Source organism: Flavitalea plasmicola (genome assembly GCF_030546645.1).
Lineage (GTDB): Bacteria > Bacteroidota > Bacteroidia > Chitinophagales > Chitinophagaceae > Puia.
In genome coordinates, this window is the sequence record NZ_JAUOTO010000008.1 from 258,270 (window position 1) to 273,416 (window position 15,147).

A 15,147-nucleotide genomic window follows, 5' to 3' on the forward strand; every position below is an offset into this window, starting at 1 on the left:
CGCCAGCTGGCGGACGTTTTTTTTATTTATTTAAAACTATCACTCTCCCTATACGCCTGTATCAACGCCATCTCCCCCTCCTTCCCCGGATGGGCATTCCCATGCTCCATGCCCAGTACACCCCGGTAGCCCTTCTCATAAATATGCTTAAAGATATTCTTATAATCCATCTCCCCCGTGGTAGGTTCGTTGCGCCCGGGGTTGTTTCCTATCTGGAAATAGCCGATCTCACTATACGTAAGGTCGATGTTGCGGATGATATTCCCTTCGTTCCGCTGCATATGATACATATCGAAAAGGATCTTGCAGGATGGACTGTTCACCGCCTTGCAGATCGCATAGGTCTGGTCGGAATGACGGAGGAACAGGTCCGGCGTATCGCTTAAGGGTTCCAGCACCATGACGATCTTGTGCGGCTCCAGGATCTCCACGCCCCTGCGTAAAGCATCGATGACATTCCCCGTCTGGATGCCCATCGGCAAATGCCTTTCGAAATCACCCGGCACCACGGTGGTCAGCACTCCTCCGCATCGTTTGGAGACTTCCACCGCCTCGCGGCATCCTTTCAGGAATATTTCCAGGTGCTCGGGTTTACCCGCAGCCAGCGTATTGGCGCCATTACCACCCTTATCCAATACGAAAACCCCCATCGCCATGCCCAGCCTGGCCAGGGTATCCCCTATCTTCTGTTGTTGCTCGGGCGGCCTGCGGGCCATGCCATTGTCTTCAATGCTGCGGAAGCCCTGGTCGTAGGCGAATTTGATCTGATCGATAAAGTCGGCGCCGGCGCTGTTACGGAACATACCGTCGTGCGTACCGTAATTAAGATTGAAAGGCTGACCAGCTGCTGATTTCCTGTTCTTCTCGGCCAATACACTGGCGCCCGACAGGACGGAGGCGCCGGCAAGCAATGAATGCCGGATAAAATGTTTGCGTTCCATAGATCGTTTTATGATGGACTAAGCTAGGGATTTTTTCAGAAAACCCGGTCTCCGAAAGGCTAATACTGAAAGAATATCTCCGTAGCCCCATAGCCATAACGGGGATGATAGCGGTTGACAAAGCTTTTCACCCTCCGTTTTGCCCTCAGCAGCTCATGGATCTCGTCACGGAGCTTACCGGAACCTACGCCATGGATGACGATCATGGAAGGCAGGTGATGCGCAAGGGCCAGGTCAAAGTACTTCTCGAAGGTCTGCAGCTGTAAGGTGAGGATCTCGAAGTTATCCAGGGATGACCATTTTTCGGTGAGTTTTTCAATATGAAGATCCAGCTCCGAACGGGCCGGCTCCAGGTGCTGACGCGCCCGGGAAGCTTCGTAGATCCGGAATCCGGAACCCGACAGGATGCCCGTGTCAACGACGGATTCCTCCACCTCTTTATTGGGATAAGTCTCGAAAAGCGGAAAGGAAAAAGTAGCCTCGCCCTTCTTTTTTATTTCCTCGATCCGGCTGAACACCTGTTTTGCCCTCGGCTTAAGCGAAGTCTCGTAATGATCCGCCTTGCCCTTATCCGGCGTGAGAAGGGAAAACTCACATTCGAAAACAGGGTTGTCATTGAGATTGGCAAAAGGAATATCATGGATATAGAAATCCTGGAAAGGATGGATCTGGTTGTCCAGGTCGAATTCACTGCTTCCAAAATAGTTCAGGTGATAAGAAAAATGATACCCTGCCTGCGTGTTGTTCACCAGGTGGACCTTCAGGCTTTCCACGACATCGTCCCCGAATTCGTCGTTGTCGAATACAGGCAGAAAGGTCAGCCACACACCATCCGCCAGTTTGGCGATACGCTCCTTTTTCTGGTTGGGCTGCAGTTTCTCCGGAGGCAGCTGGTCGACATATTTTTTTGGCTTCTTATCCGGCGGAGGGATTTTTTTTTCCGAGAACCGCTTGAAATAAGGGAAATCCAATTGATCGGTGTAAGCGGGAAAACGAACGCCACGAACGTCCACCAATACCATTTTGTCATTGAGGATCTCTACTACTTCCCCTTCATCGCTGGAATGCTGGATAACAACCTTGTCCCCTACCTGGAATTTCATGCTGCGAAGCTACGAAATTTTCAATCGGCTCCGCCGGTATCCATAGAGGAAATAGATCACCAGCCCAATGCCCATCCACACAAAGAACCAGATCCAGGCAATGGCGCCGATCTCGATCAGCAGGTATGCGCAGAAAAGCACACCCAGTACGGGAATGACAGAATATTTCTTCACTACAGTGGCAATGGTCGCTACGCCAGCCAGCAGGGTATAAATGATAAAGAGGACCTCCTGAAGATCCACACCGCGGAGATGCTGCAGGGCATTCTCCAGCCGGTTGCGAAAAAGGAACAGGAACAGCAGGTAGAGAATGGGCACGATCCATTGCCCGTTGATATAAGGCAAGCGGAAACCCTTTTTCGTACTACCCTGGATACGGGGAAGGAACAGTACCCCGCCCGACACCAGCACGAAGGCAAACAGGGTCCCGATGCTCGTCAGCTCCGTCATCAGGGAGCTTTCCAGGAAGAGCGTGGGTATGGCCACCAGCAGCCCGGTGATGATGGTGGAGAACCAGGGCGTTTTAAACTTGGGATGGATCTTCCCGAAAGCTTTTGGCAACAGGCCATCCCGGCTCATGCTCATCCATATGCGGGGCTGGCCCAGCTGGAATACCAGCAGCACGCTCGTAGTGGCGACCACGGCGCTGACGGAGATGAAATAACCGATCCATTTCTGATGGACCTCATTGAAAACAAAGGCCAGCGGATCGGTGACATTCAGCTTGAAAAAAGGTACCATCCCCGTCAGCACCAGTGCAATGAGAATATACAGCACCGTACAGATCAGCAGGGAATACAGCATACCCTTGGGAAGATCCCGCTGGGCATTGGTACACTCCTCCGCCGTGGTGGAGATGGCGTCAAAACCGATGTATGCATAAAAGACCGCCGACACCCCCTTCAATACCCCGGTGAACCCATTGGGCAGAAAAGGATTCCAGTTGGCTGTCTTGACAAAGAAAAAGCCGATGATGATCACGAGTATAATAACGGCGATCTTGAACATCACCATGAAATTGGTGGTCTTCTTACTCTCGGAAATACCGATGTAGGTGATGACGGAGATGATACATACGATAAAGAAAGCCGGCAGGTTGACAAAGATATGTTTACCCATGATGACGGGAGCGGAATTCCAGGCATCGATGGCCTCACGCCGCGCCTCGTCCAGTGGCAGGTGCGCAGCAAGGGCCTCCTGTGCTTTAAGATAAGCCGCATGCGCCGTGCTGGGATCTATCACCGTCCAGCCGGGAAGATGGATATTAAAACCTTCCAGCAGATTGTTGAAATAGCCGCTCCAGGAGATGGCCACGACGATATTGCCGATGGCGTATTCCAGGATAAGGGCCCAGCCGATGATCCAGGCCACCAGCTCGCCGAATGAGACATACGCATACGTATAGGCGCTGCCGGCAATGGGGATACGGCTGGCAAACTCAGCATAGCAAAGCGCGGAAAAACCACAGGTAATGGCCGTGAGTACGAACAGGAGGGCGATGCCCGGCCCGCCATTATAAGCTGCCGTACCGATGGTGGAGAAGATGCCCGCCCCTACGACGGCAGCAATCCCCATAAAGGTCAGATCACGTACGTTCAACACTTTTTTTAATCCCCCGCCACCATGGCCATCCGAGATCCCTTCCGCCGCATCCTTTTGAATTTTTTCCAGTGACTTTTTCCGCAATAATGAATTGGACATCCACCAGTAGTTTGATTACGGGCGGTAAAATAAGGAAAAAGGTTTACATTTACCCTTTACTCTTCTCCCTCCACCCGGGAATAAGTCGTCATCCTTTGTCACGTCTTAAATTTCCCGGTCATGAACATACCCATCAGCTATTTTCCCCGGTCGCTATCCCCTGCGCTGAATGATGCTTACCTGGAACGCATCCGGGCACGCTCCTTTGCTCCCCGTCAATTCCTGCTGAAAGCCGGCGAGGTATGCAGGCATATCTATTTCGTGGAATCCGGACTGCTTCGATCCTACTATCGCCGGGGTAACAAAGAGATCACTTCCTGTTTCGCGCAGGAAGGCGCATTCTGCTGGTCCGCGGAAAGCTTCCTGTGTCAGAAGGAGGGGATAGAATACATGCAGGCGGTGGAACCATCCATCGTCTGCATGCTTAGCTATGACAGCCTGCGCTGTATCTGTCTTGACTTTCCTCAGTTCGACCTACTGAAACAGGAAGTGACCACAAGGCACCTGCTGGACTGCGAAAGTAAAATGCAGGCCATGTGGATGCAGCAGTCTCCCCAACGGCTGGCCTGGTTTGTCCGGCGGTTCCCCGGGCTGCTGGAAAAGGCCAGGGGTAAACATGTTGCCTCTTACCTGGGTATCACCGAGGTGATGCTTAGCCGCCTGCGGCATCTTCCAGCTGATGACGGATAAACCGATGCATCAGCTCCTCTTCGACCTGCAGCACATCCGCCAGCCGTATGATCTCGTTGTAAGTAAATTCCTCCGGATGGACCGCCTTGCCGGCAAGACACTGGGCGGACAGCTGTATCAGCTTGCCTAGCGCAGGAAGAGGAAAGAGAAGGAAAATATCTCTAAAGCTGCGGATACAGCCGCATTCCAGGCATCTTCTTATGAAAGCGACCCGCGCTTCGTCCGTGCTGTCTTGCAATTTTTAGCTGAATATACCGGAACCGCCACGGGAAGCCGCGGCCTGATAAGGCCACTTCCTAATATTCCCTTTGGACGAGAAAAGCGGCCAGTTGCCGCAAAGGCTCTTTGCGGCGGTCAAGGACGGCGATATCCTCCAGTTGCTGATGAGCAGCCTCCATGTACTGCTCCTTCAATTCCCTCGCCCACGCATCGACGCCGCAATCTTCGAAGATCTGTAACATGCCTTCCACCTTCGTAGCTGCGTCGGCGTTTGTAAGCCGGATCATCTCCCGGCGCTGCGCATCCGTAGCCACTTCCAGCGTCTTGATAAGCAGGAAAGTCTTTTTCCCCGCCACAATATCCCCTCCCACCTGCTTGCCGAATTTTTCCGGGTCGCCGAATGCATCCAGGTAATCGTCCTGTACCTGGAAAGCCAGGCCCAGGTTCTTCCCGAATTCATAGATATGTTGCTGGTTACCCAGACCTGCGCCCCCCAGGATGGCGCCGATCCGGAGACTGGCAGCCAGGAGAACCGAAGTCTTGAGCCCGATCATCCGTTGGTATTCCTTCAGACCCACCCGTTCCATACGCTCAAAGTCCATGTCCAGCTGCTGTCCCTCGCAGACCTCCCTGGCCGTCTGGTTATAGATATGCATGATAGGACGGATATGCTGCGCCTGGATCTTGCTGAGATAATCATAAGCTACCACCATCATCACATCACCCGTCAGCAAAGCCGTTGAAGCGCCGTACTTCTCATGTACCGTGGGCTTGCCCCGCCGCAAGGGCGCTTTGTCCATGATATCATCGTGTATAAGGGTGAAATTGTGGAAGAGCTCAATGCTGGCCGCCAGATGCCAGGCATCGGGATCGATGTCACCAAAAAGCTCGTTGCCCATCAGGCAAAGCACGGGCCTTATCCGCTTGCCGCCAATGCCCAGGAAATAATTGGCAGGCTCATATAAAGTGGCGGGATGAGAAGGAAAATGCTGCGCCTGGAACCTGGCCGTGAATTCCGCCGATAAAGCTTCAAAACTGTGCATGGACGGCTATTTCTTTTTCTTTTTTGGTTTCTTTTCTTTTGCCTTTGCTTTCACCGCCTCCACGTCCTTAACCCCCGTCATTTCCCCGGCTCCTGCGGTGACGATCACCCACTCATAGTCCAGCTGCCGTTTGGCAAGATTGGCGGCCACGACCTTGATCGTGACTTTGTCACCCATCCGGAACTGCCGGCCACTGCGCCGCCCCACCAGGCTGTAGTCGCTTTCGACATGCCTGAAATCATCATATTCCAGCAGACTGTTGAGGCTCACCAACCCTTCGCACTTATGTTCGAGGGTCTCTACCCAGAAGCCAAATGAAGCCACCCCGCTGATGACCCCTTCAAACTCCTCACCCAGAAATCCCTGCATATACTCCACCTGCTTGTACTTGTTGGCGGCCCGCTCGCTATCCATAGCCGCCCGTTCCCGCTCGCTGGAATGCCGGCATTTGGCCTCCAGCTTCTTATCTATCTCTATTTTTTCTTGAAGACATTCGTATAATATTCTATGAACCAGCACGTCAGGGTATCTTCTAATCGGAGAGGTAAAATGGCAGTAATGCTCAAACCCCAATCCATAGTGACCAATGTTCTCGGTGGTATAAATAGCTTTTGCCATCGTCCGGATACCCAGCTGCTCCAATACATGCTGCTCCGGCCGCCCTTGCACATCCTGCAGCATCTGGTTAAAGCTGGCAGCTATCGCCTCCGGAGATTTCAGATCGAATACATGCCCATACTTTTTCGCAAATTCAATAAATGGAAGAAGCTTCTCCTTATCCGGCGTATCATGCACCCGGTAAGGAAAGGGTATCGGCTTCTTGTTCACTTTGATCTTGCCCACGTTTTCTGCCACCGTACGGTTGGCCAGCAGCATAAACTCTTCCACCAGCTGATGCGCCTCCTTGCTCTCTTTCACCATAATACCGATGGGCCGGCCTTTGTCATCCAGCTTAAAGCGGACCTCAGTGGAAGAAAAATTGATAGCTCCCTTCTTAAATCGCTGCTTTCTAAGTCGTTGCGCGATATCGTTTAATACCTCCACTTCTTTTTGATATAGGCCATCCTTCTGCTCGATGATCTCCTGCACTTCCTCATAGGTGAAGCGATGGTCCGAATGGATCAACGTCTTTCCGATCCAATAATGCTTCACCTCTCCTTTGGGGGTCATCTGAAAGATAGTGGAGAACGTCAGCTTATCCTCATGGGGACGCAGCGAACAAAGCTCATTGGAGATCCTTTCCGGCAACATGGGGTTGACACGGTCCGGCAGATATACGGAAGTGGCGCGGGTATATGCCTCCTTGTCCAGGGCCGTCTCGGGCTCTACATAATGACTTACGTCGGCAATATGCACGCCTATCTCCCAATTACCATTTTTCAGGGTACGGATGGAGATGGCATCATCAAAGTCTTTGGCATCCACAGGGTCGATGGTAAAGGTGAGGATATCCCGCAGGTCCTTGCGGATCTTTATCTCCGACGAGGGGATCAGATCCGGCAATCTTTCGGATTCCTCCAAGACGGGCTCGGGGAAGAAGATAGGGAAGCCGTTTTCCAGCAGGATCTCCTTCATTGCCTTGTCATTCCCATCCTCTTTGTCCATGATCTGGATCACTTCTCCCTGGGGCTTCTTGTTCTTCTCCCACTCCACGATCCTTACGATGACCCGGTCATTATTCACGGCGCCATTTAACTTTGAAAGCGGTATATAGATATCCGGCATGGGCTTATCCGTCTCTGCAATAAAGAACGCAAAGGACTGGCTCAGCTCGACATGCCCAAGGAATTCCATTTGCTTCCGGACGGCTACCTCGACCACTTCCCCCTGCTGACGGCCGCTGCGGTTTGGATTTCCGGTCAGCCGGACCCGTACGGTATCGCCGTGCAAGGCAGTATTAAAGTCAGAAGGGCGGACCAGGACATCCTGCTCCCGTCCTTCAATGATCACAAAGCCCATCCCGGAACGGGTGACGTCCAGCCGGCCTGTCAATAGATCAGGGGATTGCTCACCGGTTCTTTTCTTCTTTTTCTTCTTCGTCTTCATGTAGTCGATATTAGATAATTACTCAAACATGCACGCCGGCCTCGACGGATGGTTTGAAATTGGTAATGAATTTAATGATTAAATCAGTAAAACGCGGTTGCTCGCTGAATAAAAACCGCGGCTCGATAGGCAGCACATAGAAAGGCCATACCTCCAGTTCCTGCCGGAACTTGATCAGGCGGACAGCGTCCTTCTCCGTGGTCAGGATGATCTTATTCCGTTCTGCCATACTGCTGAAGCGGCGGATCATATAGTGCAGATCATCGATAGTGAAAATATGATGATCGCTGTAAGCCAGCTCAAAATAGCTCCCCGCCTTTTCACCCAGCCATTTTTTCAACGGCGCCGGATTGGCGATGCCCGTCACCAGCAGCACTTCCATCTGGTCGTTGATCACCATCGTATCCCCTTTCGTTATATGATAAGGCAGACCGTACTGAATCGAGGAGAAGAACACCTGCTGATGCTTCAGCGGGTTAATTTCCAGGATAGTGTCCCTTCGCTGGTCCTCCGAAAGGTCCTCAGGACATTTGGTGACAACGATCAGGTCGGCGCGCCGGTAGCTCCCCGGAGCATCCCGCAGATCGCCGCTGGGAAGCCACCAATCCCTGGTAAAAAGATTAGCGTACTCCGTGAGCAGGATATTTAGCCCGGCCCTGACCGCCCGGTGCTGAAAAGCATCGTCCAGGATGATAGCACGGGTCTTGGGACGGTCATGCAACAGCTGCGGAATGGCCACGATCCGCTCCTCTCCCACCGCCACCGCAACATCAGGGAATTTACTGTGGAACTGCATCGGCTCGTCGCCAATGTCAAGCGCGGTGGTCTGCCCACCGGCCAGCGCATAGCCCCGGGTCTTCCGTTTATACCCCCTGCTGAGCACAGCCACCGGAAACCTGTCTTTAAGCGTCCGAATCAGCAGCTCCACCATCGGGGATTTGCCCGTTCCCCCCACCGCCACATTTCCGACACAGATGATCGGCAGGTTGAAGGAGGTGGAAGAAAAGATCTTTCTGTCATAACACCAGTTGCGGAGCAAGATGATCAAAGCATATAAAAGAGAGAGGGGAAATAAGAGTATCCGAATAGGCTTAAGCAGCGGAAAATTAAAGTTCATAGTTATTGTTCACCCCCTAAAGGTACGTAAAAAATTCAGGCTGAGGCTAAAAGACATGCCTCCAGGCGGCCCCGGATACGCTCTGCCTGCGCTGCGACAAATGCTTCGTCAGGATCCTGGCGGAAAGGGATCGTTGCAATAACGGGTAATGCAGACCACGCCGCGATCTCCCGTTCATAATCAAGATACTGATCATTGAAGATCCAGCCGGCGACATCCAGGCCATTCGCCCTGCAGACAGCGGCCGTCAGCAATGAATGATTGATGCTGCCCAGGTAGTTACGGCTTACCAGTATCACGCGGGCATCCAGCCGCTTCACCAGGTCAAGGACGAACTCTTCCTCATTCAGCGGTACCAGCAGCCCTCCCGCACCTTCCACCACCAATGGACCGTCCGCCGGCATCGCTTCCACTATCCGGTCCAGGCTGATCCGGATCCCTTCCCTGCGTGCCGCAATATGCGGCGAAGCCGGAAAAGCCAGCTTGTAAGTTTCCGTCAACACCCTGGGATCGCTAAGCCTTCCAGCCACCCACTCCGTGTCCGTCCCCTGGTCAAACCCCGCCTGCACAGGCTTCCAATAGACAGCACCCAACGCCTCGGTGACAATAGCCGCCACCACCGTCTTGCCGACATCCGTACCTATACCTGAAATGAAGATAGGCTTCATAACTTATTGACAAATATGGAGAAAATTGTCGTTCCGTAGTTTCGTTGTGTCACAAACAAAGGGTAGGCTTCGTAGTTATTGCGGGGAGTATGCTCCAGGACAAACCACCCCTTTTCCCGCAACAGCTTCTTCTCCACTACCAGCCTGGGCAGCTCATCGATAGTGGCCAGCGCATAAGGCGGTCCCGCAAAAATGAAGTCAAACTGCTCCGTGCACTCCTGCATATACTTGAATACATCCATGCGGATTACCTTACAAAACGGTTCCAGTCCCAGCTCATGTACACTCTTCCGGATAAAGCTGAACATGGCAGGATCCTTCTCCACCACTGTCAGATCCTTTACCCCCCTCGAAGCCAGCTCATAGCTGATACTGCCCGTCCCCCCGAAAAGGTCGAGGGTACGCAGCCCCGCCAGCTCCAGGTTGTTCTCCAGGATATTGAACAACCCCTCCTTGGCGATATCCGTCGTGGGACGGGTAAAAGGCATCCTGGCAGGAGGATGTACCCTCCGGCCCCCCAGCTCACCTCCGATTATGCGCATACCGCCATTTTCAATATTGATGAGAAATAATGCAAGGGCAACTCCTTCAATTCATCCGTTACTTTGATGCTCTCGTCGATCATTTCGAAACTAACCTGAAGAAAATATTTATGTAACTCTTCGCTAAGGGCTGACTGCCTGTCTATTAGACCGCCAACTAGCACCTTTATTTTCAACGGGTCGATGTCCAGTTGACGGCAGGCGTTCAGTAAGTGGTAAACCACATCCCTGGCATCCTGGTAAGGAAACGTCTGCATCAGGTGCACCTTCCCCTTTTTAACCAACAGCGCCACCATCTTGTCAGGATAGAAGATCACTTTGAGACAATCCTGCCCATCGCTCGAATCAAACATCTTATAGCTCTTCAGCAGCAAACTGTAGTAATGCCAGTATTTGCCGGCCGTGAATTGCTGTTGCAGCAAATGATGCAATTCAGGAGAGATCCGGTATACATTGAACAATTCCCACCAGGGTATTTTCTCCGAGAGCACCAACCCCTTCTGAAGATTGCCATGCAGCATATCGATGACCTCCTTATTCGTGTCCATACTGAACAAAGGCTCGGGCACCAGGCTGCTCTCCGGGAAGTTATAGATCAGCAGGGTCTCTTTCACCGTCCTTTTGAACAAAGGCTCTCCTTCCAATATCTCCCGCAGCGTCTCGGTCAGCGGCTTGTTCTTTTCCTGGTCCAGCTGGAAGTATTTCACCACCATCGGTCCCATATTCCGCTGGTTCAGCAATGTATAGGTGAAAGAATGCGCATTGACCTCGACAAGCAGGCGACACTGCAGCAGATCCTCATCCGGGATCTCAGGAACTTCTATTTGAAAAGCTGGTTTTAGCATAGTTATAAGTGCTGCAATAATACTTAAAAGAAGTTTATCTTGCACTCCTTTTTTCATTATGGCGACAAAGGTAAACTATAAGGTTTCAATCACTACCAGGGACATCCTGCGCATGGCCTTGCCCATCAGCCTGGCCATCCTCGTGCCACAGATCAACTTTATCACCAATAATATCTTCTTGGGACACCTGGATGAGCATGCCGAATCGCTGTCCACCGCTGGTATCACCGGTGTCTATTATCTGCTGTTTGCCGTCATAGGCCAGGGATTGAACAACGGCCTCCAGGCCCTCATCGCACGGAGGGCGGGGGAAGATCGCATCGGGGAGATCGGTAAGCTCTTTTCACAGGGGATGATCATCGCCATGGGCCTGGCCTTCACCGGCATCCTCCTCACCTGGTTCCTTGCTCCCGCCGTCCTGTCTTTTTCACTGAGATCACAGGAACTGCGGGACCAGGCGGTACATTTCCTGCGCATCCGCATCTGGGGCCTGCCCTTTCTCTACATTTATCAAATGCGCAATGCCCTGCTGGTAGGCACCAACCAAAGCAAATACCTCGTATATGGTACGCTGGCGGAAACCATAGTCAACATAACCCTGGACTACGCATTGATCTATGGTCACCTGGGGTTGCCCGCCCTTGGATTCAATGGCGCCGCTTACGCCTCCATCGCCGCAGAAGCGGCCGGTATGTTAGTAGTGTTTCTCGTCATCAACGCAAAAGGAGTAAGCAAACAATTACAGCTGTACAAACACTGGCGCTTCGATGCCGCCAATACGCGGCTCATCCTTGTCCAATCCTCCCCGCTTGTGTTCCAATACTCCCTCAGCATCATGGCCTGGGTCTTTTTTTACATCCTTATCGAGCATCATGGCCGGCAGGCGCTGGCCATCAGCAATACCATGCGTAATATCTTCGGGCTCTTCGGTGTTTTCACCTGGGCCTTCGCTTCCACCACCAATGCCATGGTGAGTAATATCATCGGGCAGAAAATGGAAGACCGTGTCATAGAGCTCATCCACAAGATCCTGCGGCTAAGCGTTGGCTTTGCGGTGATCGTGGCGCTCCTGCTGAATATCTTTCCTACCGCCTTCCTCGCGGTGTATGGCCAGGACGCATCTTTTACAGCCGCCGCCATTCCCGTCATACGAGTGGTGTCCTCCGCCCTGGTAATGATGTCTTTCGCCACCATCTGGCTGAATGCCGTCACCGGTACGGCCAATACCCGTATCAACCTGCTGATCGAGCTGATCACCATCGTTTTCTATTGCTGCTATGTGTACCTGGTGCTGGAGCGGTGGAATATGTCCATCCTGTATGGCTGGATGTCGGAATGGGTGTACTGGCTTTCGCTCTTTGTTTTTTCTTACCTGTATATCCGCAGCGGGAAATGGAAAGGAAAGATCATCTGACGTGCTCAGCCGTCGAATTTCTTATGGAGGGTCATCCCCGCCTTGCCTTGAAAATTACCAATGGGAGCCTGTAATTTGTAAATGGAAATGATCACTTCCCGGATAAAAGGATATTGTACCTTGATCTTGCCGATGATCTCGTCCGCGATCTTTTCCAATAATGGGGAGGGTTGATGCATCCGCTGCTTGACGATGGCAAACAAGGTGACGTAATTGACGATCGTATCCAGGCTCTCAAATGGACGGTCCTTTTCATCGTAGAGCACATCCAGGTGCACTTCGAAGGTATTGCCCGTCGCCAACTCTTCCTTGAATACCCCGTGATTCCCTGAAAAGATCAGGTTATGTAGCCTGACTGTAACCATAATGGTTTTTTGTTTTAGCCTGGTCAGGCCAGGCCCTTGGCAGATAAATACCGTTCTGCATCCAGCGCGGCCATACAGCCGCTGCCGGCGGCCGTCACGGCCTGTCTGTATATCTTATCCTGCACATCCCCCGCTGCAAATACCCCTTCCACATTCGTACGGGAAGTGCCGGGCACGGTCTTTATATAGCCGGCTTCGTCCAGTTCCAGGAAATCCGAGAAGATCCCGGAATTAGGTTGGTGACCGATCGCTACGAAAAAGCCGCTTAAAGGCACCACCTGCTTCTCTCCCGTCCTGTTGTTGCGGATCCGCAGACCCTCTACCCTGCTCTCCCCCAGCACCTCGTCCGCTTCGCTATTCCAGTAGACTTTAATGTTGGGCGTTTGCTGTACCCTTTCCTGCATGATCCGGGACGCACGCATCTTCTCGCTGCGGATCAGCATATGAACGTTGGTAGCCAGCTTGGACAAATAGAGCGCTTCCTCCGCTGCCGTGTCACCGGCGCCGACGATAGCGACCTCCTTATTGCGAAAGAAAAAGCCGTCGCAAACCGCGCAGGCGCTGACCCCATATCCATTGAGCCGCTGTTCGCTCTCCAGCCCCAGCCATTTGGCGGTAGCCCCGGTGGCAATGATCACTGCGTCCGCCTCTATCAGTTTCTCCTCGTCGATCCAGACCTTGAAAGGCCGAACGGAAAAATCCACCTTCGTAGCCAATCCATACCGTATGTCAGCACCCATGCGGGTGGCCTGCTTTTCAAAATGCACCATCATCTCGGGCCCCTGGACACCGTCCGGATAGCCGGGATAATTCTCTACTTCCGTAGTGATGGTCAGTTGCCCCCCGGGCTGGATGCCCTGGTAGAGCACGGGCCGCAGGTTGGCACGGGCCGCATAAACGGCAGCCGTATAGCCCGCAGGACCTGAACCTATTATAAGACAATGTACTTTTTCACTTTTTGCAACATCCATGCTCATACAAAATTTAGGGATAGCAAATGTAACCCGAAATAGGGAAAATGAATGTCGTTTGCATGACCTCTTGCCTGAGTGTGAATAATATGTTTACTTTCCAGACTAAACGGTATGCCAGTGAGACACTATAACAATTACGCTGCTCTTCCTCGTACAGGGTCGTCATCGGCTTTGATATCTGTAAGTCGGAAAAATGCCATAAAAACAAGACCCCGGCGAATACCGGGGTCTTAATGAAAGGAAAATATCGGTGGATTATCCCAAATATGCTTTCAATGCATTGCTGTAGCGGGCTTTCTGCAGACGCTTAATAGCCCTTTCCTTGATCTGGCGAATGCGTTCCTTGGTCAGATCATATTTCTGCCCAATTTGCTCGATGGTAACACCATTCTCGCCATCCAGGCCGAAATATGCATTCACGATCTCAGCTTCACGGGGACTAAGCGATTTCAGCACACGGCGGATCTCCGCACGCAGTGAATCCTTCATCACATCGTCATCCGTTTCATCCCCACCTTCCAGCAAATCACCCATCGCCACATCTTCAGCCTCGTGTACAGGCGCGTCAAGCGAACTGTGACGGGTGTTGCTTTGGAAAATGTTGTTGATCTCCGTTTCGCTCATTTCCAATAACTCGGCTAACTCCTCTGTACTGGGCTCCCGCTCATGTTCCTGCTCGAAAGCCATATACGCCTTATTAGCCTTGTTGTACGTGCCAATTTTGTTTTGAGGCAGGCGGACTAATCTGCCCTGCTCTGCCAACGCCTGCAGGATGGACTGGCGGATCCACCAAACCGCGTAGGATATAAACTTGAAACCTTTGGTCTCATCAAAGCGTTGAGCCGCTTTAATTAAGCCGAGGTTGCCCTCGTTGATCAAATCACTCAGCGATAACCCCTGGTGCTGATATTGCTTTGCCACAGAAACCACGAAGCGCAAGTTGGCCTGCACCAACTTATCCAATGCCTTCTGGTCGCCCATCTTGATCCGCTGGGCGAGCACAGTCTCCTCCTCAGGAGTAATCATCGGAATCTTCGAAATTTCCTGCAAATACTTCTCAACCGCCTGAGAATCACGGTTCGTAATCTGTGTAGCAATCTTAAGTTGCCTCATATCAAATAATAAAAGATGACAAAAATACTGTCGGGTACTTAATTAATCAACAAGTATTGGACCAGGAGGGTTCACGAAAGTTGCAAAATAAGTGCAAAAGATAAGTTAAGCATCATTCCGTCCAGAACCGTTTGCAAAAATAGTCACGGAAGTTGGTACTTCATAGCGTTGGGGAATAAAAAAGGGGATTTTAATCTCTTTTTTTGATTTTTAAGTTGCGCCGTGTAACAGTAATGCCCCTTTCCAATTCTACCAAATCTTTTGCAGATAACAGATCCCGGTAGTTGTACACGATTTATTAACATTTCAGGCGGCGGAATGGTTCGGGAGAAAAAAAACCTGTCAAAAGTTTTATAACTAAACAAA

General features: G+C 51.8%; 15 protein-coding genes. 2 read left to right on the forward strand and 13 right to left on the reverse strand.

Annotation, left to right across the window (positions count from 1 at the left end):
• Nucleotides 1-26 precede the first annotated feature (26 nt).
• The 3 genes from Q4E93_RS28885 to Q4E93_RS28895 are packed head-to-tail and all read right to left on the reverse strand — an operon-like array spanning nucleotide 27 to nucleotide 3,745.
• Nucleotides 27-941, reverse strand: coding sequence for a hydroxypyruvate isomerase family protein (locus Q4E93_RS28885; RefSeq protein WP_303591320.1), 915 nt, complete (start codon nucleotides 939-941; stop codon nucleotides 27-29).
• Nucleotides 942-1,000: 59 nt separating this feature from the next.
• The gene (locus Q4E93_RS28890; RefSeq protein ID WP_303591322.1) at nucleotides 1,001-2,044 is read right to left on the reverse strand and encodes a Smr/MutS family protein; all 1,044 of its coding nucleotides are present in this window, start codon (nucleotides 2,042-2,044) and stop codon (nucleotides 1,001-1,003) included.
• A 9-nt stretch (nucleotides 2,045-2,053) separates the two neighbouring features.
• On the reverse strand, nucleotides 2,054-3,745 hold the full coding sequence (locus Q4E93_RS28895) for an amino acid permease (protein ID WP_303591324.1): 1,692 nt from the start codon (nucleotides 3,743-3,745) through the stop codon (nucleotides 2,054-2,056).
• Between the two features lie 120 nt (nucleotides 3,746-3,865).
• Between Q4E93_RS28895 and Q4E93_RS28900 the strand changes: the two genes are divergently transcribed.
• Nucleotides 3,866-4,435, forward strand: coding sequence for a Crp/Fnr family transcriptional regulator (locus Q4E93_RS28900; RefSeq protein WP_303591325.1), 570 nt, complete (start codon nucleotides 3,866-3,868; stop codon nucleotides 4,433-4,435).
• On the opposite strand, the gene Q4E93_RS28905 is transcribed toward Q4E93_RS28900, so the two are convergent.
• From Q4E93_RS28905 to Q4E93_RS28935, 7 genes are read right to left on the reverse strand one after another with little or no spacing between them, the layout of a single operon-like run.
• Complete coding sequence (locus Q4E93_RS28905; protein WP_303591326.1) at nucleotides 4,398-4,673, reverse strand: hypothetical protein; 276 nt, start codon at nucleotides 4,671-4,673, stop codon at nucleotides 4,398-4,400. The two genes, Q4E93_RS28900 and Q4E93_RS28905, sit on opposite strands and share 38 nt — an antisense overlap.
• A 58-nt stretch (nucleotides 4,674-4,731) precedes the next feature.
• Entirely contained in the window at nucleotides 4,732-5,697 is a 966-nt protein-coding gene (locus Q4E93_RS28910) for a polyprenyl synthetase family protein (protein ID WP_303591327.1), read from the reverse strand.
• Nucleotides 5,698-5,703: 6 nt separating this feature from the next.
• Complete coding sequence (gene rnr, locus Q4E93_RS28915; RefSeq protein WP_303591329.1) at nucleotides 5,704-7,743, reverse strand: ribonuclease R; 2,040 nt, start codon at nucleotides 7,741-7,743, stop codon at nucleotides 5,704-5,706.
• A 22-nt stretch (nucleotides 7,744-7,765) separates the two neighbouring features.
• On the reverse strand, nucleotides 7,766-8,860 hold the full coding sequence (lpxK, locus tag Q4E93_RS28920; RefSeq protein WP_303591331.1) for a tetraacyldisaccharide 4'-kinase: 1,095 nt from the start codon (nucleotides 8,858-8,860) through the stop codon (nucleotides 7,766-7,768).
• 35 nt (nucleotides 8,861-8,895) lie between these two features.
• On the reverse strand, nucleotides 8,896-9,528 hold the full coding sequence (gene bioD, locus Q4E93_RS28925; RefSeq protein ID WP_303591333.1) for a dethiobiotin synthase: 633 nt from the start codon (nucleotides 9,526-9,528) through the stop codon (nucleotides 8,896-8,898).
• Entirely contained in the window at nucleotides 9,525-10,070 is a 546-nt protein-coding gene (locus Q4E93_RS28930; RefSeq protein ID WP_303591335.1) for an RsmD family RNA methyltransferase, read from the reverse strand. The genes bioD and Q4E93_RS28930 overlap by 4 nt, the downstream gene beginning before the upstream one ends.
• Entirely contained in the window at nucleotides 10,061-10,915 is an 855-nt protein-coding gene (locus Q4E93_RS28935) for a DUF3822 family protein (RefSeq protein WP_303591336.1), read from the reverse strand. Before Q4E93_RS28935 ends, Q4E93_RS28930 begins: the two co-directional genes overlap by 10 nt.
• A gap of 58 nt (nucleotides 10,916-10,973) precedes the next feature.
• Here Q4E93_RS28935 and Q4E93_RS28940 point away from each other — a divergent pair, with 58 nt between their 5' ends.
• A complete protein-coding gene (locus Q4E93_RS28940) occupies nucleotides 10,974-12,329 on the forward strand; it encodes an MATE family efflux transporter (protein WP_303591337.1) in 1,356 nt (451 codons plus the stop codon).
• 5 nt (nucleotides 12,330-12,334) lie between these two features.
• Here Q4E93_RS28940 and Q4E93_RS28945 read toward each other — a convergent pair whose 3' ends face one another.
• From Q4E93_RS28945 to Q4E93_RS28955, 3 genes are all read right to left on the reverse strand, one after another.
• Nucleotides 12,335-12,694: a dihydroneopterin aldolase gene (locus Q4E93_RS28945; protein WP_303591340.1), complete on the reverse strand. Its 360-nt coding sequence runs from the start codon at nucleotides 12,692-12,694 to the stop codon at nucleotides 12,335-12,337.
• A 23-nt stretch (nucleotides 12,695-12,717) separates the two neighbouring features.
• A complete protein-coding gene (gene trxB / locus Q4E93_RS28950; RefSeq protein ID WP_303591342.1) occupies nucleotides 12,718-13,665 on the reverse strand; it encodes a thioredoxin-disulfide reductase in 948 nt (315 codons plus the stop codon).
• A gap of 258 nt (nucleotides 13,666-13,923) precedes the next feature.
• Nucleotides 13,924-14,781, reverse strand: a complete 858-nt coding sequence (locus Q4E93_RS28955) for a sigma-70 family RNA polymerase sigma factor (protein WP_188927610.1) — start codon at nucleotides 14,779-14,781, stop codon at nucleotides 13,924-13,926.
• Nucleotides 14,782-15,147: the final 366 nt, after the last annotated feature.

Coding starts and splice junctions, on each gene's coding strand:
- Q4E93_RS28895 (WP_303591324.1), bottom strand. CDS start 3,745: ATGTCCAATTCATTATTGCGGAAAAAGTCACTGGAAAAAATTCAAAAG.
- Q4E93_RS28930 (WP_303591335.1), bottom strand. CDS start 10,070: ATGCGCATAATCGGAGGTGAGCTGGGGGGCCGGAGGGTACATCCTCCT.
- rnr (WP_303591329.1), bottom strand. CDS start 7,743: ATGAAGACGAAGAAGAAAAAGAAGAAAAGAACCGGTGAGCAATCCCCT.
- Q4E93_RS28910 (WP_303591327.1), bottom strand. CDS start 5,697: ATGCACAGTTTTGAAGCTTTATCGGCGGAATTCACGGCCAGGTTCCAG.
- Q4E93_RS28955 (WP_188927610.1), bottom strand. CDS start 14,781: ATGAGGCAACTTAAGATTGCTACACAGATTACGAACCGTGATTCTCAG.
- Q4E93_RS28940 (WP_303591337.1), top strand. CDS start 10,974: ATGGCGACAAAGGTAAACTATAAGGTTTCAATCACTACCAGGGACATC.
- bioD (WP_303591333.1), bottom strand. CDS start 9,528: ATGAAGCCTATCTTCATTTCAGGTATAGGTACGGATGTCGGCAAGACG.
- Q4E93_RS28890 (WP_303591322.1), bottom strand. CDS start 2,044: ATGAAATTCCAGGTAGGGGACAAGGTTGTTATCCAGCATTCCAGCGAT.
- trxB (WP_303591342.1), bottom strand. CDS start 13,665: ATGGATGTTGCAAAAAGTGAAAAAGTACATTGTCTTATAATAGGTTCA.
- Q4E93_RS28945 (WP_303591340.1), bottom strand. CDS start 12,694: ATGGTTACAGTCAGGCTACATAACCTGATCTTTTCAGGGAATCACGGG.
- Q4E93_RS28900 (WP_303591325.1), top strand. CDS start 3,866: ATGAACATACCCATCAGCTATTTTCCCCGGTCGCTATCCCCTGCGCTG.
- lpxK (WP_303591331.1), bottom strand. CDS start 8,860: ATGAACTTTAATTTTCCGCTGCTTAAGCCTATTCGGATACTCTTATTT.
- Q4E93_RS28935 (WP_303591336.1), bottom strand. CDS start 10,915: ATGCTAAAACCAGCTTTTCAAATAGAAGTTCCTGAGATCCCGGATGAG.
- Q4E93_RS28885 (WP_303591320.1), bottom strand. CDS start 941: ATGGAACGCAAACATTTTATCCGGCATTCATTGCTTGCCGGCGCCTCC.